Here is an 18,568-nt window from a genome sequence, read left to right on the forward strand (position 1 = left end):
CCCCATGCCCAATTTTCAACAAAAAACTAAATATACTCATAACTCAAAACTCAGCACTTAAGTATGAGAAACGCCCAAACCAATCAGTTTGACTACGTAAAAATCGGCTTGGCATCACCAGAACGCATTCGGCAATGGGGCGAACGCACCTTACCTAACGGTCAAGTTGTTGGTGAAGTTACCAAACCAGAAACTATTAACTACCGGACTCTCAAGCCAGAGATGGACGGTTTATTCTGCGAACGCATTTTTGGCCCAGCAAAAGACTGGGAATGTCACTGCGGTAAATATAAAAGAGTGCGCCACAGAGGTATTGTTTGTGAACGCTGTGGTGTAGAAGTTACAGAATCACGAGTGCGGCGTCACCGCATGGGATATATCAAGCTGGCAGCACCAGTAGCTCACGTTTGGTATCTCAAAGGGATTCCTAGCTATATTTCCATCCTGCTAGATATGCCTTTGCGGGATGTAGAACAAATTGTCTATTTCAACTCTTATGTTGTTCTTAGCCCAGGCAATGCGGAAACTTTAACTTATAAACAGCTATTGAGTGAAGACCAGTGGCTGGAAATTGAAGACCAAATTTATAGTGAAGATTCCCAACTACAAGGCGTAGAAGTAGGTATTGGTGCTGAAGCACTGTTGCACTTACTAGCTGATATTAATTTAGAGCAAGAAGCCGAAAGCCTGCGGGAAGAAATTGGCACGGCTAAAGGACAAAAGCGGGCAAAGTTAATTAAACGCCTACGGGTAATTGACAACTTCATCGCTACTGGTTCCAAACCAGAGTGGATGGTAATGGCGGTGATCCCGGTAATTCCCCCAGATTTACGCCCAATGGTGCAACTGGATGGCGGTCGGTTTGCTACCAGCGATTTGAATGATTTGTATCGTCGGGTAATTAACCGCAATAATCGTCTGGCACGCCTCCAAGAAATTTTGGCACCAGAAATTATTGTCCGCAACGAAAAGCGGATGTTGCAAGAAGCAGTAGATGCTTTAATTGACAACGGACGCCGGGGACGCACCGTAGTCGGTGCCAATAACCGTCCTTTGAAATCCTTATCGGACATTATTGAAGGTAAGCAAGGACGTTTCCGGCAAAACTTGTTAGGTAAACGGGTTGACTACTCCGGTCGTTCTGTAATTGTGGTGGGGCCAAAATTAAATATCCACCAATGCGGTTTACCCAGAGAAATGGCGATTGAGCTATTTCAGCCCTTTGTGATCAATCGCTTAATTCGTAGCGGGATGGTCAATAATATCAAAGCTGCGAAAAAACTGATCTCCCGTAATGACCCCAGCGTATGGGACGTACTGGAAGAAGTGATTGAAGGACACCCAGTACTACTAAACCGGGCACCAACACTGCACCGCTTAGGGATTCAGGCATTCGAGCCAATTTTGGTAGAAGGTAGAGCGATTCAACTCCATCCCTTAGTCTGTCCAGCATTTAACGCTGACTTTGACGGTGACCAAATGGCGGTACACGTCCCCCTGTCTTTAGAAAGTCAGGCAGAAGCCCGATTATTAATGCTGGCTTCTAATAATATCTTGTCGCCAGCAACCGGTAAGCCAATTATCACACCCAGCCAAGACATGGTTTTGGGAGCATATTACCTAACCGCAGAAAACCCAGGTGCTACCAAAGGGGCGGGACGGTATTTTGCTTCTCTCGATGATGTAATTATGGCTTACCAGCAAGAGCAAATTGACTTACACGCCTATATCTACGTGCGGTTTGATGGTGAAGTCGAATCAGACGGGCCAGATACAGAAGCGCTAGAAGTTACAGAAAATACCGATGGTACCCGGACTCTGCTGTATAAATACCGCCGAGTCAGAGAAGATGCCCAAGGGAATTTGTTGTCTCAGTATGTCCGCACGACGCCAGGTCGCGTGATTTACAACAAGGCAATTCAAGAAGCACTAGCTAGTTAGAAAGTCAAAAGTCAAAAGTCAAAAGTCAAAAGTATTTAACTACTGACTACTGACTACTGACTACTGACTACTGACCATTGACCATTGACTAAGGACTATTGACTAATGACTAACGAAAAGGCAGTTTTTCGCAATCGCGTAGTTGATAAAGGTCAATTGAGAAATTTGATTTCTTGGGCCTTTGTAAATTATGGTACGGCGCGTACCGCAGTGATGGCGGACAAATTGAAAGACTTGGGATTTCGCTATGCTACTAGGGCAGGGGTGTCTATCAGTGTAGACGATTTGATGGTACCACCTTCTAAGCGATCGCTCTTGGAAGCTGCCGAAGAAGAAATTCGCGCCACAGAAGCCCGCTATCAACGTGGTGAAATTACAGAAGTAGAACGCTTCCAAAAAGTAATTGATACCTGGAACGGTACCAGTGAAGCCCTGAAAGATGAGGTAGTCGTTCACTTTAAAAAGACCAATCCCCTCAACTCCGTATACATGATGGCATTCTCCGGCGCACGGGGTAACATCTCCCAAGTCCGGCAGTTAGTAGGGATGCGGGGACTGATGGCAGATCCCCAAGGGGAAATTATTGACTTACCCATCAAAACTAACTTCCGTGAAGGACTCACCGTCACCGAATACATTATTTCTTCTTATGGTGCGCGGAAAGGCTTGGTAGACACAGCCTTACGGACGGCTGACTCTGGTTATCTCACCCGGCGTCTGGTGGACGTATCCCAGGATGTGATTATCCGCGAATTTGATTGTGGTACTACCAGAGGTATTCCCATTCGGGCAATGGTAGAAGGTGGCAAAACAAAAATTCCCCTAGCTACACGTCTACATGGACGGGTAATAGCGGAAGATGTGCTAGATCCTAAGACCAAAGAAGTGATAGCCCCGCGTAATACCCCAGTTTCCGATGAATTGGCGGCAAAAATTCAAAAATCTGGGGTAACTGAAGTCCTCGCGCGATCGCCTCTGACTTGTGAAGCAGCCCGTTCCGTATGTCAACATTGCTACGGCTGGAGTTTAGCCCATGCCAAAATGGTGGACTTGGGCGAAGCTGTGGGAATTATCGCCGCTCAAAGTATCGGTGAACCTGGTACTCAGCTAACCATGCGGACATTCCACACAGGTGGTGTATTTACCGGGGAAGTCGCCCAACAAGTACGTTCCAAAACCGATGGTACTATCCGCCTACCCAGGAAATTACGCACCAGACCCTACCGTACCCGCCACGGTGAAGATGCTTTATTTGTCGAAGCCAACGGCGTAATTGTCTTGGAACCGAAAAAAGATAGTGCTGATAGCACAGGCGGAAACCAAGAAATTAATGTTACCCAAGGTTCCACACTATACATCACCGATGGTCAGCAGGTAAAAATTGGGCAGTTACTTGCAGAAGTCGCCCTTGGTGGACGGACAACCCGTGCGAATACGGAAAAAGCGGTAAAAGATGTAGCCACTGACTTAGCAGGTGAAGTCCAATTTGCCGAAGTTGTCCCCGAGCAAAAAACAGACCGCCAAGGCAACACCACCACTACAGCCGCACGCGGTGGATTGATTTGGATTTTATCTGGGGAAGTGTATAACCTGCCACCTGGTGCAGAATTGGTAGTGAAAAATGGAGATGCGATCGCCTCCAATGGCGTACTCGCAGAAACCAAACTCACAACCCTACACGGTGGTACAGTCCGCCTACCAGAAGCTACTCCCGGTAAGAGTACCAGAGAAATTGAAATTATTACCGCTTCTGTAGTCTTAGACCAAGCCACAGTTACCGTTCAAAGTTCCCAAGGACGCAACAGCTACCTAGTTTCCACTGGTAATAACCAAGTATTTAACCTCAGAGCTACCCCAGGCACAAAAGTGCAAAATGGTCAAGTAGTAGCGGAATTAATTGATGACCGCTATCGCACCACCACCGGGGGCTTCCTGAAATTCGCTGGCGTTGAAGTTCAGAAAAAAGGTAAAGCCAAGCTGGGTTATGAAGTGGTACAGGGAGGTACCCTGTTGTGGATTCCCGAAGAAACCCACGAAGTTAACAAAGATATCTCCTTGTTACTGGTAGAAGACGGACAATTTGTCGAAGCTGGTACAGAAGTTGTCAGGGATATCTTCTGCCAAAACAGTGGTGTGATTGAAGTTACCCAGAAAAACGACATCTTGCGGGAAGTCGTAATTAAACCAGGTGAACTGCTGATGGTAGACGATCCCGAAGCAGTCATCGGTAGAGATAACACCTTTATTCAACCTGGTGAGGAATTCCAAGGTACAGTCGCCACCGAATTGCGCTACATCCAGTATGTAGAGTCTCCCGAAGGGCCTGCTTTATTAAGCCGTCCTGTAGTAGAGTTTGCCGTTCCCAGCAATCCTGATGTACCTTCTACTACATCAGTGAGTCAACAAACTGGACGTTCAATTCAATTGCGGGCAGTACAAAGACTACCTTACAAAGATTCTGAACGTGTCAAGTCTGTGGAAGGGGTAGAACTGCTACGTACCCAACTAGTATTGGAAATCGAGCAAGAAGGCGAACAAGACCACAACGCTTCTCCTTTAGCCGCCGATATTGAATTACTACCCGATCCAGACAACTCAGAAGTTCAGCGCTTACAGCTGGTAATTTTGGAATCCTTGGTAATTCGTCGCGATATCACGGCTGATGCTACCCAAGGTAGTACTCAAACTTCCCTGGAAGTACAAGATGGATTAACCATCGCCCCTGGTGCAGTCGTCGCCCGTACCCAAATCTTGTGTAAAGAAGGGGGTATTGTGCGGGGCGTCCAGAAAGGTACAGAAACAGTACGCCGTTGTTTAGTCTTGCGTCCAAGCGATACTATAACAGTGAATACTAGTGCCCCAGCAAAAGTCAAAGCGGGTGACTTGATTGTAGCTGGTACGGAAATTGCTCCTGGCGTCTTCAGTGAAGAATCTGGACAGGTTGTAGGCATCAAAAATGCTGCGGCTACAGCAACAACTCAAGATTCTGCCCTGAGTACACAAAACTATACAGTTTCTATCCGTGTTGGTCGTCCCTATCGAGTCAGCCCTGGTGCTGTATTGCAAATCGAAGATGGCGATTTAGTACAACGCGGTGATAACTTGGTGTTGCTGGTATTTGAACGTGCCAAAACTGGGGACATTATCCAAGGTTTACCCCGGATTGAGGAACTACTAGAAGCCCGTAAACCCAAAGAAGCTTGTATTTTGTGCCGTCGGGCTGGGGAAGTGAAAGTAGTTTACGGCGATGGTGATGAAGCGATCGCAGTTAAAGTAGTAGAACCTAATGGAGTAGTCACCGATTATCCTCTCGGCCCCGGACAAAACTTAGTGGTAACAGATGGTTCCCATGTAACAGCAGGACAACCCCTCAGCGATGGCCCTTCCAACCCCCACGAAATTTTGGAAGTCTTCTTTAGCCTGGGTTCAGAAGATGGCGTCTACGCTTGTGCTAGCCATGCTTTACAGAAAGTGCAAACATTCCTGGTGAATGAAGTACAGTTGGTATACCAATCCCAAGGTATTGATATTGCCGACAAACACATCGAAGTGATTGTTCGCCAAATGACTAATAAAGTCCGGATTGATGATGGTGGCGACACCACCATGCTTCCCGGTGAGTTGGTTGAATTGCGCCAAGTTGAGCAGGTGAACGAAGCAATGGCGATTACAGGCGGTGCTAGAGCGCAGTATACCCCTGTATTATTGGGTATCACCAAAGCATCCTTGAACACCGACAGCTTTATTTCTGCTGCTTCCTTCCAAGAAACCACCAGAGTCTTAACCGAAGCCGCCATTGAAGGTAAATCTGACTGGCTGCGGGGGTTAAAAGAAAACGTAATTATTGGACGATTGATTCCTGCTGGTACTGGGTACAATGCCTATGAAGAAACAGGAGCAATTGATGACTATGCTGCTTTAGAAAGTAGCAGTGTCTTAGATGAAGTTGACGATCCTTTAGACATGGTGCTAGACGATCGCACAGCACGTGCCTACAATCTAGATGCACCTTCTCTCACCGAACATACATTTGGCAGTAGACGTGCAGAACGTTCTATTCTCGATGACGATGACTTGATAGCTGATGAAGTCATCGATCTTGTAGAAGAGGAAGAAGACGAGTACGAAGAAGATGATGATGACGATGATTTTGATGAAGAATAATCTTCAAAACTAATAGTTAATTTAGGCAAAAGAGAATTCTCTTTTGCCTTTTTTATTATTGGGTAATTTTCACTTCTATATTTTGTAATTGGTAATCTGTACCCAATTTTTGCGCGCAAAAACCAATATCCCGCGATTGATTTGGTTCAATTACCCTTGCCCAATCCAAAGGAGTGACAATATATTCTGTACCTTGCTGTTGAAAATTAGCGTTCCAAGAATTATTAATCCTAGCTTGATTCATCCGAAATGTCAGTTGCCAGTTGTTCGCTTTACTATTGCTGGAATTGAAAATTTTCAAGTTAGCACAAAGTCCTGTTTCCCAATTAGCATAAATATTCGTCGTGACTTGTAATTTTGCTGTATTTGTAAAAGTTGCAGGTATAGGGGGATTGGGAGATGCGGCGACATTCTGGTTATTAACTGCCATCGATGGTAGCAGTTGAGATAATAATTGCTGCTTGGCGCGATCGTAATTTTGCCAGTCATCGAGTAAGATACCCCCTGTATCAGCGCTATTCGGATTCCAACTCCAGTAGGCGAAGCTTAAATTATGCTTCTGGATGTATTTCACAAATTCATTTTGCCAAATACCTTCTGGAGAAATATTGTCTACTTGTCGTCCCCCAAACTCGCCAATTAAAATTGGTGCAATATTTTGAGTAGAAATATAGTTAAAGCCGATTTGCCAACGCGGAATGAGATTTTTGGGAAAGTTAGACTCGGAGAAGTAAGGCTGATTGAAAACTCCCGGGCCATATTCATGGGGAGAATAAACTAATTTACGGCGATTAGTTAAGCGTACTGGATAGCGCTTGACACCCTCTAGATTACCACCTTGCCAATGATGCTTGAGTTTTTGACCAGGAACATTGTTTTCGACGCCTTCAACGATAATTAACCAGTTAGGGTTAATACTGAGAATGGCATTACCTGCACGTTCTGCTGCTAGTCGCCAATCGGTAGCTAAGTCGTTAGTACCCCAGCTAGCGCGTCCATGCGGTTCATTTTTTAAGTCTGCACCAATGACGTTAGTTTGATTTTTATATCTTTCTGCTAACAGTTTCCACGTATCAATCCAGTCGGCTTCTGTAAAGCCGTCTCCATACCACAGTTCGGGAATCCTTTGATCGTTGAGGCGATGGCTATCAAGCAGAATGAATAATCCTTGTCTTTCTGCTTCTTGCACAATCAAGTCCATCACTTCTAACGGCGTTTTGCCTTGAAATTCGATATTGCTACCAATATTAAATTCAACACCATTGATATCAGGCGCTCTCAATCCTGCCACAGAATAAGGCAAGCGAATCAGATTGTACCCCAGCATCTTCATCTGGGCAAGCATCTCTTTATAATCGCGCTGCCACAACCCATGAGGTACATGTGTCTCTGTTTCCATCCCAAACCAGTTGACGCCTCGCAATAGCACCTGCTTACCTCTAGCATCAACAATCTTTGCACCCAAGGTTGACAGTGGTAGTTGGATTGCAATCGCCGCACTAGCTACATTGAGATGGCTTTGAGCAGGTAGTTGGATCAAACTCCCCAGTAAGCACAATAATAAAGTTGACAAAAATAAAATAAATCTTTGATAAAAAATGAATTGTTTTTGTGTATTTTTCAACAAGAAATATCGCATATTTTTGATGATTTACTTACGTAGATTCACTATCTGTTAAAAATGGTTATAGCCACGAGCGAGAGGTGATTACGAATTAAAAATTATCCATAAAAGTACTATCTCCTAGAGAGATATCCTTAGCATCTAATGTTCCCTATTTTGTCAGAAATTTATCATCATCATATCCTGAAAATATATATAAAATAAGCTTTATCAAGCTTTCTCTGTATATTTATGAATCTTTTGATACTAGTACTACAGTAATTAAATTTACGAAAAATTTAATTAGTTCTCCGAGTTCTTCATGAGTCTCATATTGCATATTAAGCATTAAGAGAATAATTTGGATACTAATGCAGTAAAAATTATTCACTAACTGCTGAACAGCTATCAAAGCTAAATTTCATCAGTAGTAATACCATGCTGCAATTTACCTCTTGTTTTTGTAGACAAACAACCCAAATTTCCTCTATGTCTCTATCTGCATTACAGAAATTCTTTCTACCACCAATTGTTGCTTCCTGCGGTGTATTTTCAGTAATGTCATTTCCTCTAGCTACACTAGGGGAAAAGCAAATAGCTATTAAATTTCAAGAAGAACCTATTTTTTACGGCAAACTGAGAGATGTTGCAATTCCCTATGTCATCTTATCAACCACAATTAGTATAGGTGCTGGGATATCAGCAGCTGCTGTCTGTGGATGGAGACACTCTTCTCGCAAATCCGCAAAATATGAGCAAAAATTAACTTATTTAGAGCAACACATACAGGAAAAAGACGCCTTACTTAAAGAGCTAAAGCACTCAGAATCTCGCCTACAAATATCTGGATTGAAGGCTTTCTTGGATGATGACGTACCTTTAAATCAAGCTCTTTTTGCTAACACCTTACCTAATACCTTTTCCGAACCTGTTGTAGTGCAAACTCAACCAGTAGTATATCAACAGCCTGTTAATTCTCTACCCCCTGTTGTCAACCAAGACAATAATCACAAAACTGTGAAAACTGCTGCTGCAACTTCTAAATTTGCATCTGCGCAAACCTTCCTCAGCTATTCTCAAAATCACACAAACAATCGACCAGAAGCTGCTACTGCAAATCCAGTCAGTAAAAGCACGATTACAGCCAGTGAGTTTGAAGAGTTACAAAAACAACTCAGAGAAATGATGTTGCAAATGCAAAAAATGCAGCAAAATTTGCAATTTATTCCTCAAGCACCAAATCCTGCGCCAAAAACACCAAATAAATTGCAAGCTTTCTATGAAGTTTCCACTAGTAATCCGTTTTAATCATTAACTTACAATAATCAAATAAGCTGCATAAAAGCAGCTTACTTGATAATCTTGATTGGATTATGACTTAAGCAATTAGCATAGTTATCAATCAAGATTATGTTTGTCAAGAGAACATAGGGAAAGTTTGTCAGATATACTCAGATCGCTTTTAAGTTGTTCCACATTTAACTTGCATATTAATTCGATGAGACTGTTGATCGTTGACCGTTGACCGTTGATAGTTAACAGTCAACAATCACTACGAGTAGTTATGTAATTTAGATGTGCATTACCTGACAAAGATATCTGAGTACAATCTACCTAGATAGCAATCCTACGAATATTGACAGCCTCAACTATCAATTAAAAGATAATAGCCTCAGTCCTTGTGATTTATATTTAGTTACTTTAGTGAAACACACCCCACCTAAATCTAATTAAGGTGGGGTTATCATCAAAATTTCTGGTTAACGCAGAAATTCAGCAGGAAGCATAGAAGCATTAGTCTGTCTAGTTTTAGCTGGTGGTATTGATGTCGTACTCGCAATTCTCGGTTCTGGGAGAATTTGATATCGATTTCCCCAGCCACCATTCATCTCTTCTGGTAATAAACGCGGTGGTGTTGTTTTACCTGTAGGTAGAGGAAGCAATAAAGTTTGACTTGCTTGTGCATACTTTTCACCTTCATTAGTGAAGCGCACTAACTTACCATTCAGTTCTGGAGTGACTAGCTGTGGCGTTTCTGCAGATTTTTGATTATCTGATTGTTCCCACTGACCAGCCGGATCGAAAGTTGCAATAAAGGTCACGCCACTTTCAGGTGTAAGTTTCATCTGTGCTTGATTCCCTTGCCAAACTTCCTGAAAACGACCATCTGGCGCGACTTCCCACAACTTCAGATCGGCTTCCCACTTTCCTTGTTTAACTTCAACAATTTGGCGCGCCAGAATTGAAAGTTGAGTACTGTTACGAGAGTTCAATAATACTCCTGTTTGTCCTGCTGTCGGACGTAAATAGCGGACTGCGGCGACACTAATGCGACTGGATTCAGGTAAATTTGTATTGCCAGTAATTTTGTATAATCTATTACTTTCTGTAGATTGAACATTTTGAATCTCTAACTGGGTTTCTACTGATGCTTTTTTTTCGCAACCGTAATTACTAAACAACAGTATGAGACCAATAATTGCTAAAGGAGAAGCGGAAAATGAGTCTTGCATTTTCTGGCACAAAACTTGTAAATTAAGTATTTTCATGGATAAATTGGGCTGAAGTGGTTCTTTACCTTTTTAGTTAAGGTTTTTATTTATTCTGCCCAATTTACTGACAAAAATTGCAAGGTTTATCAACTTTTTACAAAACGTTTTTAGCAAATACAAAGTTTGTCAATATTGATGTTATTACTCAGATTATTTGCTAAAGTAGCAACATTAAATAAAGTAAAGACTTACTAGTAAATCCAACTAGGCTCATGAGCCAAAAAGTATTCAATAGTCCGAGACTTACTTGTTCAAAACAGCCCCAAAAGGTGTACTTACTGCTGAGTAATCTCGCAGTCTCGATTTTTTGGGTATTGGCTGTGAGTGAAGCATCGTTAGCCCAAGTGAACGTGGTTCAACCAGAAACTAACGATCTGCATCTAGGTGATACAAACTTGTTACCAGTACCGCCATCTTCCGTACCTGTGGGGAAAGCAGTACTGGGATTACAAACAGTACCTCCGCCACCAACAACAGATAGGGTAGATGGGATAGCTATTGCACCTATTGGTAATCCTTTACCAGTAGTAGCAGCGCCACCAGTTATCAATCTCCAACAACAGGAGAGTGGCTTTATTCAACAGCAGGTGAGGGGAAGAAGTAATTCTGCTCAACCCCAGGTACAAAAGCCGAAGACTGTATTGCAAACAGCAGTAGGTGGAGATAATTCTGACTTTGGTTTGGGATTGGTGAAACAGGGAGAAAATCCACAGCCACAACTACCGCCACTTCCCGGCCAAGTTGTCGCCCAAGAATTTACCGCACCAACAACACCAACATTTAACCAAGTACTCAATTCCCAAGTAGCTCCCTTACCACCGCTTCCTGGGACAACCAGCAGCATACAATCTAACGTCTCCACCCCGACGCCTACTTTTAATCAATTACTGACTACGCCGACTCCGGCTGCACCCATACAACCAAAAACCATTGTTAGTCAACAACGGCCTCAGTTTACTAGCAGTGCTTTAAAAGAACCCTATTTACAAATCCAAGGCGTCTATGTGACTCAAGGCGGTGATACTTCAGCAAGGGCGAGAGTCACGGGAGTCTATCCCATCTCTCCGCAAGCCTTATTTGGTGCAACTATTGACTTAACTAGTGAAGGTAGCAGCTTTGATGATTCTAGACGCGAGGGTTTGAACATCAACGAGCTTTATTTAGCCACCTCTATCGCCGGTATACCGAATCTGCGATTTGTGGTAGGTCAAATGGATTTAACCTCTTATTTTGACCGGAATAGCTTTGCAAAAGATGGTGCTAGCCAATTCTTTAACCCCGTATTTCAAACCAACCCCGCATTAGCCGCCACGGGGATTGCTTCTCGTCCTGGCTTGTTAGTTAACTGGAGTGTGACTGACAATATCGAAGCTAAAGCTGCTGTTTTCTCTTCATCAGACAAAATCAGTGACTTTTCCTTAGATGGCTTTGCGGGAGAAGTTGGCGTTCGTTATGGTAACGCGATTATTCGGGGTACTTATGCTTCCAATCGCGATGGTGGTGTTCGGGATAGCTTTGCCGAAAGTTACAGCATTGCTAGAGGAAATAACCAATTTGGGCCTATTGAAAGCGATCGCGAAGAAGCATATGGTTTGAATGCTGAAGTCTTTATACCCAATTTAAAATTAGGCCTTTTTGGCCGCTATGGTCGCTATGAAAACCGCGACTTAGGACAAGGTGCAGATACCTATGTTTTAGGAGCCACCTTATTAGATTTATTTACGCGAGACGATCGCCTGGGACTAGCTTACGGACGAGCCTTATCGAACGAAAGCCTGCGTCGTAGCGATCAATCTCGACCAGATGTAGTGGAACTTTATTACGATTTTCAACTTATTCCCAATCTGCGTCTAGGTTTTACCGTTCAAGGACGGGATAATTTCTCGGAAACAGTTGTAGGTGTGAGAGTAAAATCCGAGTTTGATGTGACTCCAAGAGGGAGAAATGCTCGATGAGGCAACATAAACAAGGCAAAAGCCAAAAGTCAAAAGGTATATGCATTCAATATCTTTCTCTTTTGACTTTTTCATTGCCCCTTTTTACTTATTTAATAGCTGTGCCACCTTTAGGCAGCATTGCCTCTGCCCAAGCACAAAATGTATCGGCATCTGTAAAAAAGGGTTTTACCTTGTTCAATCAGGGGTTAGTCAATGATGCTATTAGTACGTTTCAACAAGTACTTAAGAAAGAACCCTCTTCTTTACAAGCAAGGTTAGGATTAGCGATCGCCTATCGTCACGCCGGACGCATTTCCGAAGCCTGGAATGCCTATCAACAGGTACTAGCGATAGATCCGAATAACTCATTAGCTTTAAAAACTGTCGGGTTGTTAGGTACTTACCGTCCAGAATGGCAAGCACAGGGGATTACAGCTTTAACAACTCTTCTCAAGTCAAATCCCAACGATATCGAAGCTCTTGGTTACCGCGCCCAACTCTATTCTTACCAGGGAAGGTTTGCCGAGTCCCTCGCAGATTATCGACTGGTACTAGCTAATAACCCCACGCCAGAAGTCGTCATTGGTGCGGCGCAAGCTTATAGCTACAGTAACGATTTTCCTAAAGCTTTGGAGTTATTTAACCGCTATCAAAGTACGGGTAAACCCATAGTTGGCTATGCGGCTGTAGCTTACGGTCGCACTTTAAGAGAAACTGGTGATAGTAGAGGGGCGGTACAAGTTTTAGAAGCCCAGTTAAAGCGCTCCAGTAGCCTAGATGCCCTAGCTATAGAGACTCGTAAGGAACTAGCTATTGCTTACCTTGCCAATCAACAGCAAGCACAAGCCTTAGCCATATTAGATCCATTACAAGGTAGAGCCGATGCGATTTTACCCTTAGCGCGATCGCTCAATGAAATTCGCAAGCGGGTCAACAATCCTACTCTGACACAGCAAGTTATCAGTCTCTATAATCAGGCTCTCAGTAATAATCCCAATCCTTCCCCCACATTACTACGAGAAGTTGCTGATGTTTTTAGCGCCTTTCCCCAAGGAAGACAAACATCTCTGAAATTGTACCGACAAATAGCTTCTCAATTTCCAGGCGATCGCGGTTTGCTAGTACAGCAATTAGCCTTGGAATCTCAACTAGGAATGGTGGGTAAAAATGAACTCAAGCAACGTTTAGCGGGTATTTTGCAACCGCTACCCACAAACTCTGCCCAACTACAGCAACTAGCTAACGCTTTAGTTAGTATCAATACTCCTGATGCCGAATTTCTACCTGTTTACCAAGCTATTTTGCGATCGGGAGTCAATGCACCATTCTTGAATTTTCGGATAGCTCAGATGTATATCCAGCAGAATGACCTGAATGGTGCTAGGCAAGCCTTAGCCGCTTATACAGCTAGCAATACAAATTCCCAGGATCTAGCACCACAATTGCTGGCAGCAGAAATTGAGCGCCGGGAAGGTAATTTAGAAGCTAGTGCCCGACGCTACCAAGCCATACTGACTGCTCGTCCTGATAGTAATGATATTATTGACGGCGCTTTGCGGGGACTGGCTGGTGTGCGGTTGCAACAAAAAAATCTTGATGAAGCTGTAGCCATATATGACCAATTAATCAATCGCAATCCTCAAGATTTACCAACTCAATTAGGACGCGCCAGTATTGCCTATCAAGCTAAACGGATTTCCCAACCAGAAGCAGAAGCAGTTTTGAATAATTGGTTAGCAACCCAACCGGCAACTAATACACCTTCAGAACTATATAGTTTGGCGGGCGTGCTACCTGCCGACCCCCAACGAGAAGCTTTATATAATTACCTATTGCAACTCGATCCCAGTTATATCCCTCTGCAACTGCGCTTAGTGCAGGTGATAGCCCAACGCAATCCTGCTCAAGCGCAAGCTAGGGTCAAACAGTTAATTGCTCGTTTAGCTAATAACTCAGATGCCTATCAGTTACAGGCAGAATTAGCTCGTGCTGTTGGTAATTTGGATTTAGCCAGTGTGGCTTATGAAAATATTCTGGCACAGCAACCAGATAACATTGATGCCTTGGCAGCATTGGGCGGAATTCAGTTTGAACAACACCGCTTTGAGTCAGCCCAGGAAATTTACAATCAGGTGTTGGCACAAAAGCCAGATGATAAAGATACCAGACGGGCTTTAGCTGGATTGAGTACGGTTCTCGATCAACCCTTATCAGCATTAACCCAGCTAGAAAAACTACAAATGGAAACTATGGCTCAAGGATCTGTAGATACAGATATAGATCGCCAGATGCGACAAATCCAAGAAGACTTTCTGCTGCGGCGAGGGTTTCAACCTGCTTGGGAAGATTCACAACGCAGAAGTAAAAATTAGCGATCGCCCAGATTTCTTTATCAAAGATTAGCAATGCGTAGTTAATTGTGAACCACTTGAGGGGAAAAATAAGTGCAGGTTTCGTGAGTATAAATAACCAAATATCTAGGTTTTCTTTGTTCACTTCCTGCACCCTTTGTCAACGTTTCACAAACCAAACAGTTCTTAGGATGCGGTACCTCTCAAAACTGGCAGTAATTGTCTGCCCGCTCGGTCTATCAGCTTGTGTCTTAGTAGTGAATCCCAAAACACCAAACGATTTACCTACTCCAGTACCAAATGTTACTCCTGTAGATGGTAGCGATCAAAAGTCAGTATTTTTGGCTGCTTTACCTGAATCAACCCCAAATCGACAATTACTAGTTGAAAGCTGGGATAGCTACCGCCGCAAATTTATTCAAGGTGATGGACGAGTCATTGATTATGAAGCGAGCGATCATTCCACTAGTGAAGGTCAAGCTTATGCAATGTTGCGAGCTGTGTTCATTGACGATCCAGAAACATTTGCTCTGACTTTAAAGTGGGCAGAAAGTAATCTGCTAAGGCAACAAAATGGCAAACCTACAGATAATTTGTGGGCTTGGAAGTGGGGCAAAAAGCCAGATAATAGCTGGGGTATTATCGATAGCAACTTTGCCAGTGATGGTGATATAGATGCCATTACCGCCTTGATTTTGGCCTCACGGCGTTGGCAACGTCCAGAATACATGGAACTGGCGAAAACCAAATTACGAGATTTGTGGAACCTGTCTACTATTTCTGGAACTGAAGGTAAACGCTATCTGCTACCGGGCCCCACAGCCGCCTTTGTCCCCAATGAATCCACCCTCTATCTCAACCCTTCATATCTTGCTCCTTATGCTTTTCGCATATTTGCCCAAATTGACCCTGGACGGGATTGGTTGAGTTTAGTCGATAGCAGTTACCAAATTTTGGAAAACTCTGCACGGCTGTCTACTGTGGGTTTACCTAGCGATTGGGTAGCGTTAGATCTCAAAACCAATCAATTCCAAACTATGCCAAACTCTAGTGCCCTCAAGAGTTTGTATAGTTTCGATGCTTACCGCGTTTGGTGGCGGTTATCACTGGATGCTGTGTGGTTCAATTCACCCCAAGCCCAGCAATATTTACAGCAATCTACTCAACACTTACAAAATCTATGGACGCAAAAATCCTATCTTTCTGCACGTATAGATCTCCAAGGAAATCAATTAGTAGATTACGATGCTACATCTCAGTACGCCATGTTCTATGCGGCCATGCGCTTGGTTAAACCTTCAATAGCATCAGAAGTACTGACAAAAAAATTGCTACCGCAATACAAGCAAGGAATTTGGGGAGAACACTCTGCTTATTACACCCAAAATTTAGCTTGGTTAGGGTTATGGTCTCCAGATTCACTACCAAGGGAACTGATTCTAGGTAAGTAGCCCCAAGTTTGTAGTTTAGCCATCAAACAGAGGAGTGGAAAGCGATCGCGCATATGTAAATACTAACTTATCTCGTATTGTTTCATAAGTAATTAATTAAACACAAAAACTAAGAAAATCTACCATACGGCATACCATGAAGCAGTTGTTTCATCTTTTACCCACTGGCACAACAATAGTCGTTGCGACTTCCTGCTATTTATTGTTTCCTGATGCATTAGCCAGGGTTAATGCTCAGAGCAAAGCTGACAACCAGCAGCCAGTTATTTTATTAGCGCAAGCAGATACAGAGGCTAAGAGTACACAAAAGTCACCAGCCAACTCTTTATCCGAAGCAACTGATGCCAAAAATCTCATCACTTACAATCTAGAATTTAATCGCAGTCCGGTTGTTGGTAACCGGATGCGTTTACGAGGGGTTTATTCTGAAGGTCGCCTCGCTTTTACCCGTCCCCGTAATTGGAAATTGGATAAAGGACAAGTCAAAGCCTTAATCCGCTTTCAACATTCTCCAGCTTTATATGCCAGTCGCTCTAATTTGACAGTGCTACTCAACGGTACCAGCGTCGGTAGCGTACCACTTAACCGCAAACAGTCGCAAATCGGTCAAGTGTTGTTAAATATACCGTCAAATTTAGTTCAGGACTATAACGAATTAACAATTGTCGCTCAACAAAGCAACTCTCTAGAATGCAGCAATCCCAATAGTCCAGATTTGTGGACAGAAATTCTGCCCGATTCTAAATTGATTTTTAACTTCCAACAGCAGCCAATTCCCCTCAACTTTAGTCGCTATCCTTATCCTGTCTTTGATGAACTGGGCTTAGATACCAACCAAATTGTTTATCTGCAACCTAACCAAGTAAGTCAAACTTGGCTAACTCCAGCAGCTCGCTTACAAGCTTCTCTAGGAAGAACAGCAGATTTTCGCCCCATGCAAACAAGCTTGGTATCGGATGTATCAGATGTCAAGGCAAACCAACGCTTAGTCATTATTGGGACTCCCAGCGAACAACCTGCTCTGGCTAGTTGGAAGAATTTACCTTTGAAAGTTGTTAGCTCTCAAATTCTCGATCGCGATAATAATCCCATACCTGAAGATACTGGTGTATTGCTGATTACCCGCACTGAGAAGAGTAACGCTCCCGTATTAATTGCGACTGGCAATAGCAGCCAAGCTGTAGCCAAAGCAGTACAGTTTCTCACACAGCCTGACGTGCGGAAAATGGGTACAGGTCAGGTAATTTTAGTTGATAAACTTCAAGATACAGCCACACCTGGAACCCGCCAATGGCCGCGTTATTTACCAGAGAAAAATACATTCCAACTCAGCGAGATTAAAACCCAGGTAAACGGTCAACCTTTTACTGATGTGACTGTACGTGGTGCAGCTGCGCCAGCAATTGATATTGATTTTCGGGCTTTACCTGACGATCGCTTTCTGCGCGGTAGTTCAATGAACCTGGTTTATAGCTATGGGCCGCAAATGAACCCCAGAACCTCAGCCATAGAAGTACTGCTAGATGGGGTATTCATCGGTGGTGCGCGTCTGGATTCTGAATCTGGTGCAAATCGCAAAAACCTGAAAGTTAATTTACCAGAAAACCTGGTTAAGCCTAACTCTCGACTGCAAGTGTTTTTCCGGATGAATTCGCGAGAACCATTCGATCAACAAAACTGTCTCCAACCACCGGATCAACAACTCACAGGGACGGTGCATTCGGATACTAGTTTTGACTTGCGACGAGAAATTTCCGCAGATTTACCAGATTTGAATTTGTTGAAATTTGGTTATCCATTGGCTGCACCTCAAGATTTATCGAACACCGCGATCGTTCTACCCCAAAACCCCACAGCTACAGATGTGTTAACTTTGCTAGCTTTGAGCGAACGCTTAGGAAGAATCAGCCAAGCAGATACGGTCAAATTAGATGTTTATACTCCAGATTCATTACCAGAAACAGTCCGCAAAAATAACAATTTAGTGGGAATTGGTACTAGAGAAAAGTTTCCCCTTCCTGATGTATTTCAATCTGGTGGCTTGAATTTGAGTCAAGCATTTTCTCGCTTATCCGCCCAAGCAACGGTGCAAACTCCACAGGACGCCCAAGGGATGATTAAGCAAATTATTTCCCCTTGGAATAAAGAGCGCGTGCTTCTGGCTTTGACAGCTCAATCGGATACTGGTTTAGAAAGAGTGCGTCAAGTGTTCAATCAAGATCCGTGGTTCTTCCAACTCAAAAAAGACACGGTGCTGATTAGCAGCGATCAAAAAGACCCCAATCCCTATGATGCTGATGCTTACCAGCTAGATTTTTTCCAAAGCGCGCCAAAGGTGAATCGCATCGAAAAGACCACGCTCTTAAGTAAGGTGTCGCGACTCATCCAAGAAAATTGGCTATTACTACCTCTAGGAATTGTGGGTTTATCGGTGCTGCTTTACGGCATTTCTCAGTTGTATATCAAGCGGCTAGCTAATTCGGAAAAGAAATAAAAAATTCCCATGCACGCAGGAAAAACTAAAAATTCTCTGCGTGCAATGACAAATGCTCTCTCAAATCTCACATCC

General features: G+C 43.4%; 7 protein-coding genes and 1 pseudogene. 6 read left to right on the forward strand and 2 right to left on the reverse strand.

The genetic code is table 11. The features are described from left to right. Window positions 1-63 precede the first annotated feature (63 nt). Window positions 64-6,105: pseudogene (locus AACW45_RS13605) on the forward strand (DNA-directed RNA polymerase subunit beta''). A gap of 55 nt (window positions 6,106-6,160) precedes the next feature. On the opposite strand, the gene AACW45_RS13610 reads toward AACW45_RS13605, so the two are convergent. After that, complete coding sequence (locus AACW45_RS13610; protein WP_373462089.1) at window positions 6,161-7,678, reverse strand: cellulase family glycosylhydrolase; 1,518 nt, start codon at window positions 7,676-7,678, stop codon at window positions 6,161-6,163. A 519-nt stretch (window positions 7,679-8,197) separates the two neighbouring features. Here AACW45_RS13610 and AACW45_RS13615 point away from each other — a divergent pair. Then, window positions 8,198-9,016: a hypothetical protein gene (locus AACW45_RS13615; RefSeq protein ID WP_190633138.1), complete on the forward strand. Its 819-nt coding sequence runs from the start codon at window positions 8,198-8,200 to the stop codon at window positions 9,014-9,016. A gap of 452 nt (window positions 9,017-9,468) precedes the next feature. Here AACW45_RS13615 and AACW45_RS13620 read toward each other — a convergent pair whose 3' ends face one another. Further along, window positions 9,469-10,257: a hypothetical protein gene (locus AACW45_RS13620; protein WP_242045653.1), complete on the reverse strand. Its 789-nt coding sequence runs from the start codon at window positions 10,255-10,257 to the stop codon at window positions 9,469-9,471. A 215-nt stretch (window positions 10,258-10,472) separates the two neighbouring features. Here AACW45_RS13620 and AACW45_RS13625 point away from each other — a divergent pair, with 215 nt between their 5' ends. From AACW45_RS13625 to AACW45_RS13640, 4 genes are all read left to right on the forward strand, one after another. Further along, window positions 10,473-12,215, forward strand: coding sequence for a carbohydrate porin (locus AACW45_RS13625; protein WP_190633139.1), 1,743 nt, complete (start codon window positions 10,473-10,475; stop codon window positions 12,213-12,215). Then, window positions 12,212-14,569 (forward strand): tetratricopeptide repeat protein, encoded by a 2,358-nt coding sequence (locus tag AACW45_RS13630; protein ID WP_190633140.1) that lies wholly within the window; start codon window positions 12,212-12,214, stop codon window positions 14,567-14,569. The genes AACW45_RS13625 and AACW45_RS13630 overlap by 4 nt, the downstream gene beginning before the upstream one ends. Before the next feature lie 170 nt (window positions 14,570-14,739). After that, complete coding sequence (locus tag AACW45_RS13635; protein ID WP_190633141.1) at window positions 14,740-15,999, forward strand: glycosyl hydrolase family 8; 1,260 nt, start codon at window positions 14,740-14,742, stop codon at window positions 15,997-15,999. A 136-nt stretch (window positions 16,000-16,135) separates the two neighbouring features. Beyond that, window positions 16,136-18,493 carry a cellulose biosynthesis cyclic di-GMP-binding regulatory protein BcsB gene (locus AACW45_RS13640; protein WP_190633142.1) on the forward strand — a complete coding sequence of 786 codons (2,358 nt, stop codon included), beginning with the start codon at window positions 16,136-16,138 and terminating at the stop codon, window positions 18,491-18,493. Window positions 18,494-18,568 lie beyond the last annotated feature (75 nt).

It is taken from the genome of Calothrix sp. FACHB-168, assembly GCF_963889195.1.
Taxonomy (GTDB): domain Bacteria; phylum Cyanobacteriota; class Cyanobacteriia; order Cyanobacteriales; family Nostocaceae; genus Aulosira; species Aulosira anomala_A.

Coding starts and splice junctions, on each gene's coding strand:
- AACW45_RS13615 (WP_190633138.1), top strand. CDS start 8,198: ATGTCTCTATCTGCATTACAGAAATTCTTTCTACCACCAATTGTTGCT.
- AACW45_RS13620 (WP_242045653.1), bottom strand. CDS start 10,257: ATGAAAATACTTAATTTACAAGTTTTGTGCCAGAAAATGCAAGACTCA.
- AACW45_RS13625 (WP_190633139.1), top strand. CDS start 10,473: ATGAGCCAAAAAGTATTCAATAGTCCGAGACTTACTTGTTCAAAACAG.
- AACW45_RS13630 (WP_190633140.1), top strand. CDS start 12,212: ATGAGGCAACATAAACAAGGCAAAAGCCAAAAGTCAAAAGGTATATGC.
- AACW45_RS13635 (WP_190633141.1), top strand. CDS start 14,740: ATGCGGTACCTCTCAAAACTGGCAGTAATTGTCTGCCCGCTCGGTCTA.
- AACW45_RS13640 (WP_190633142.1), top strand. CDS start 16,136: ATGAAGCAGTTGTTTCATCTTTTACCCACTGGCACAACAATAGTCGTT.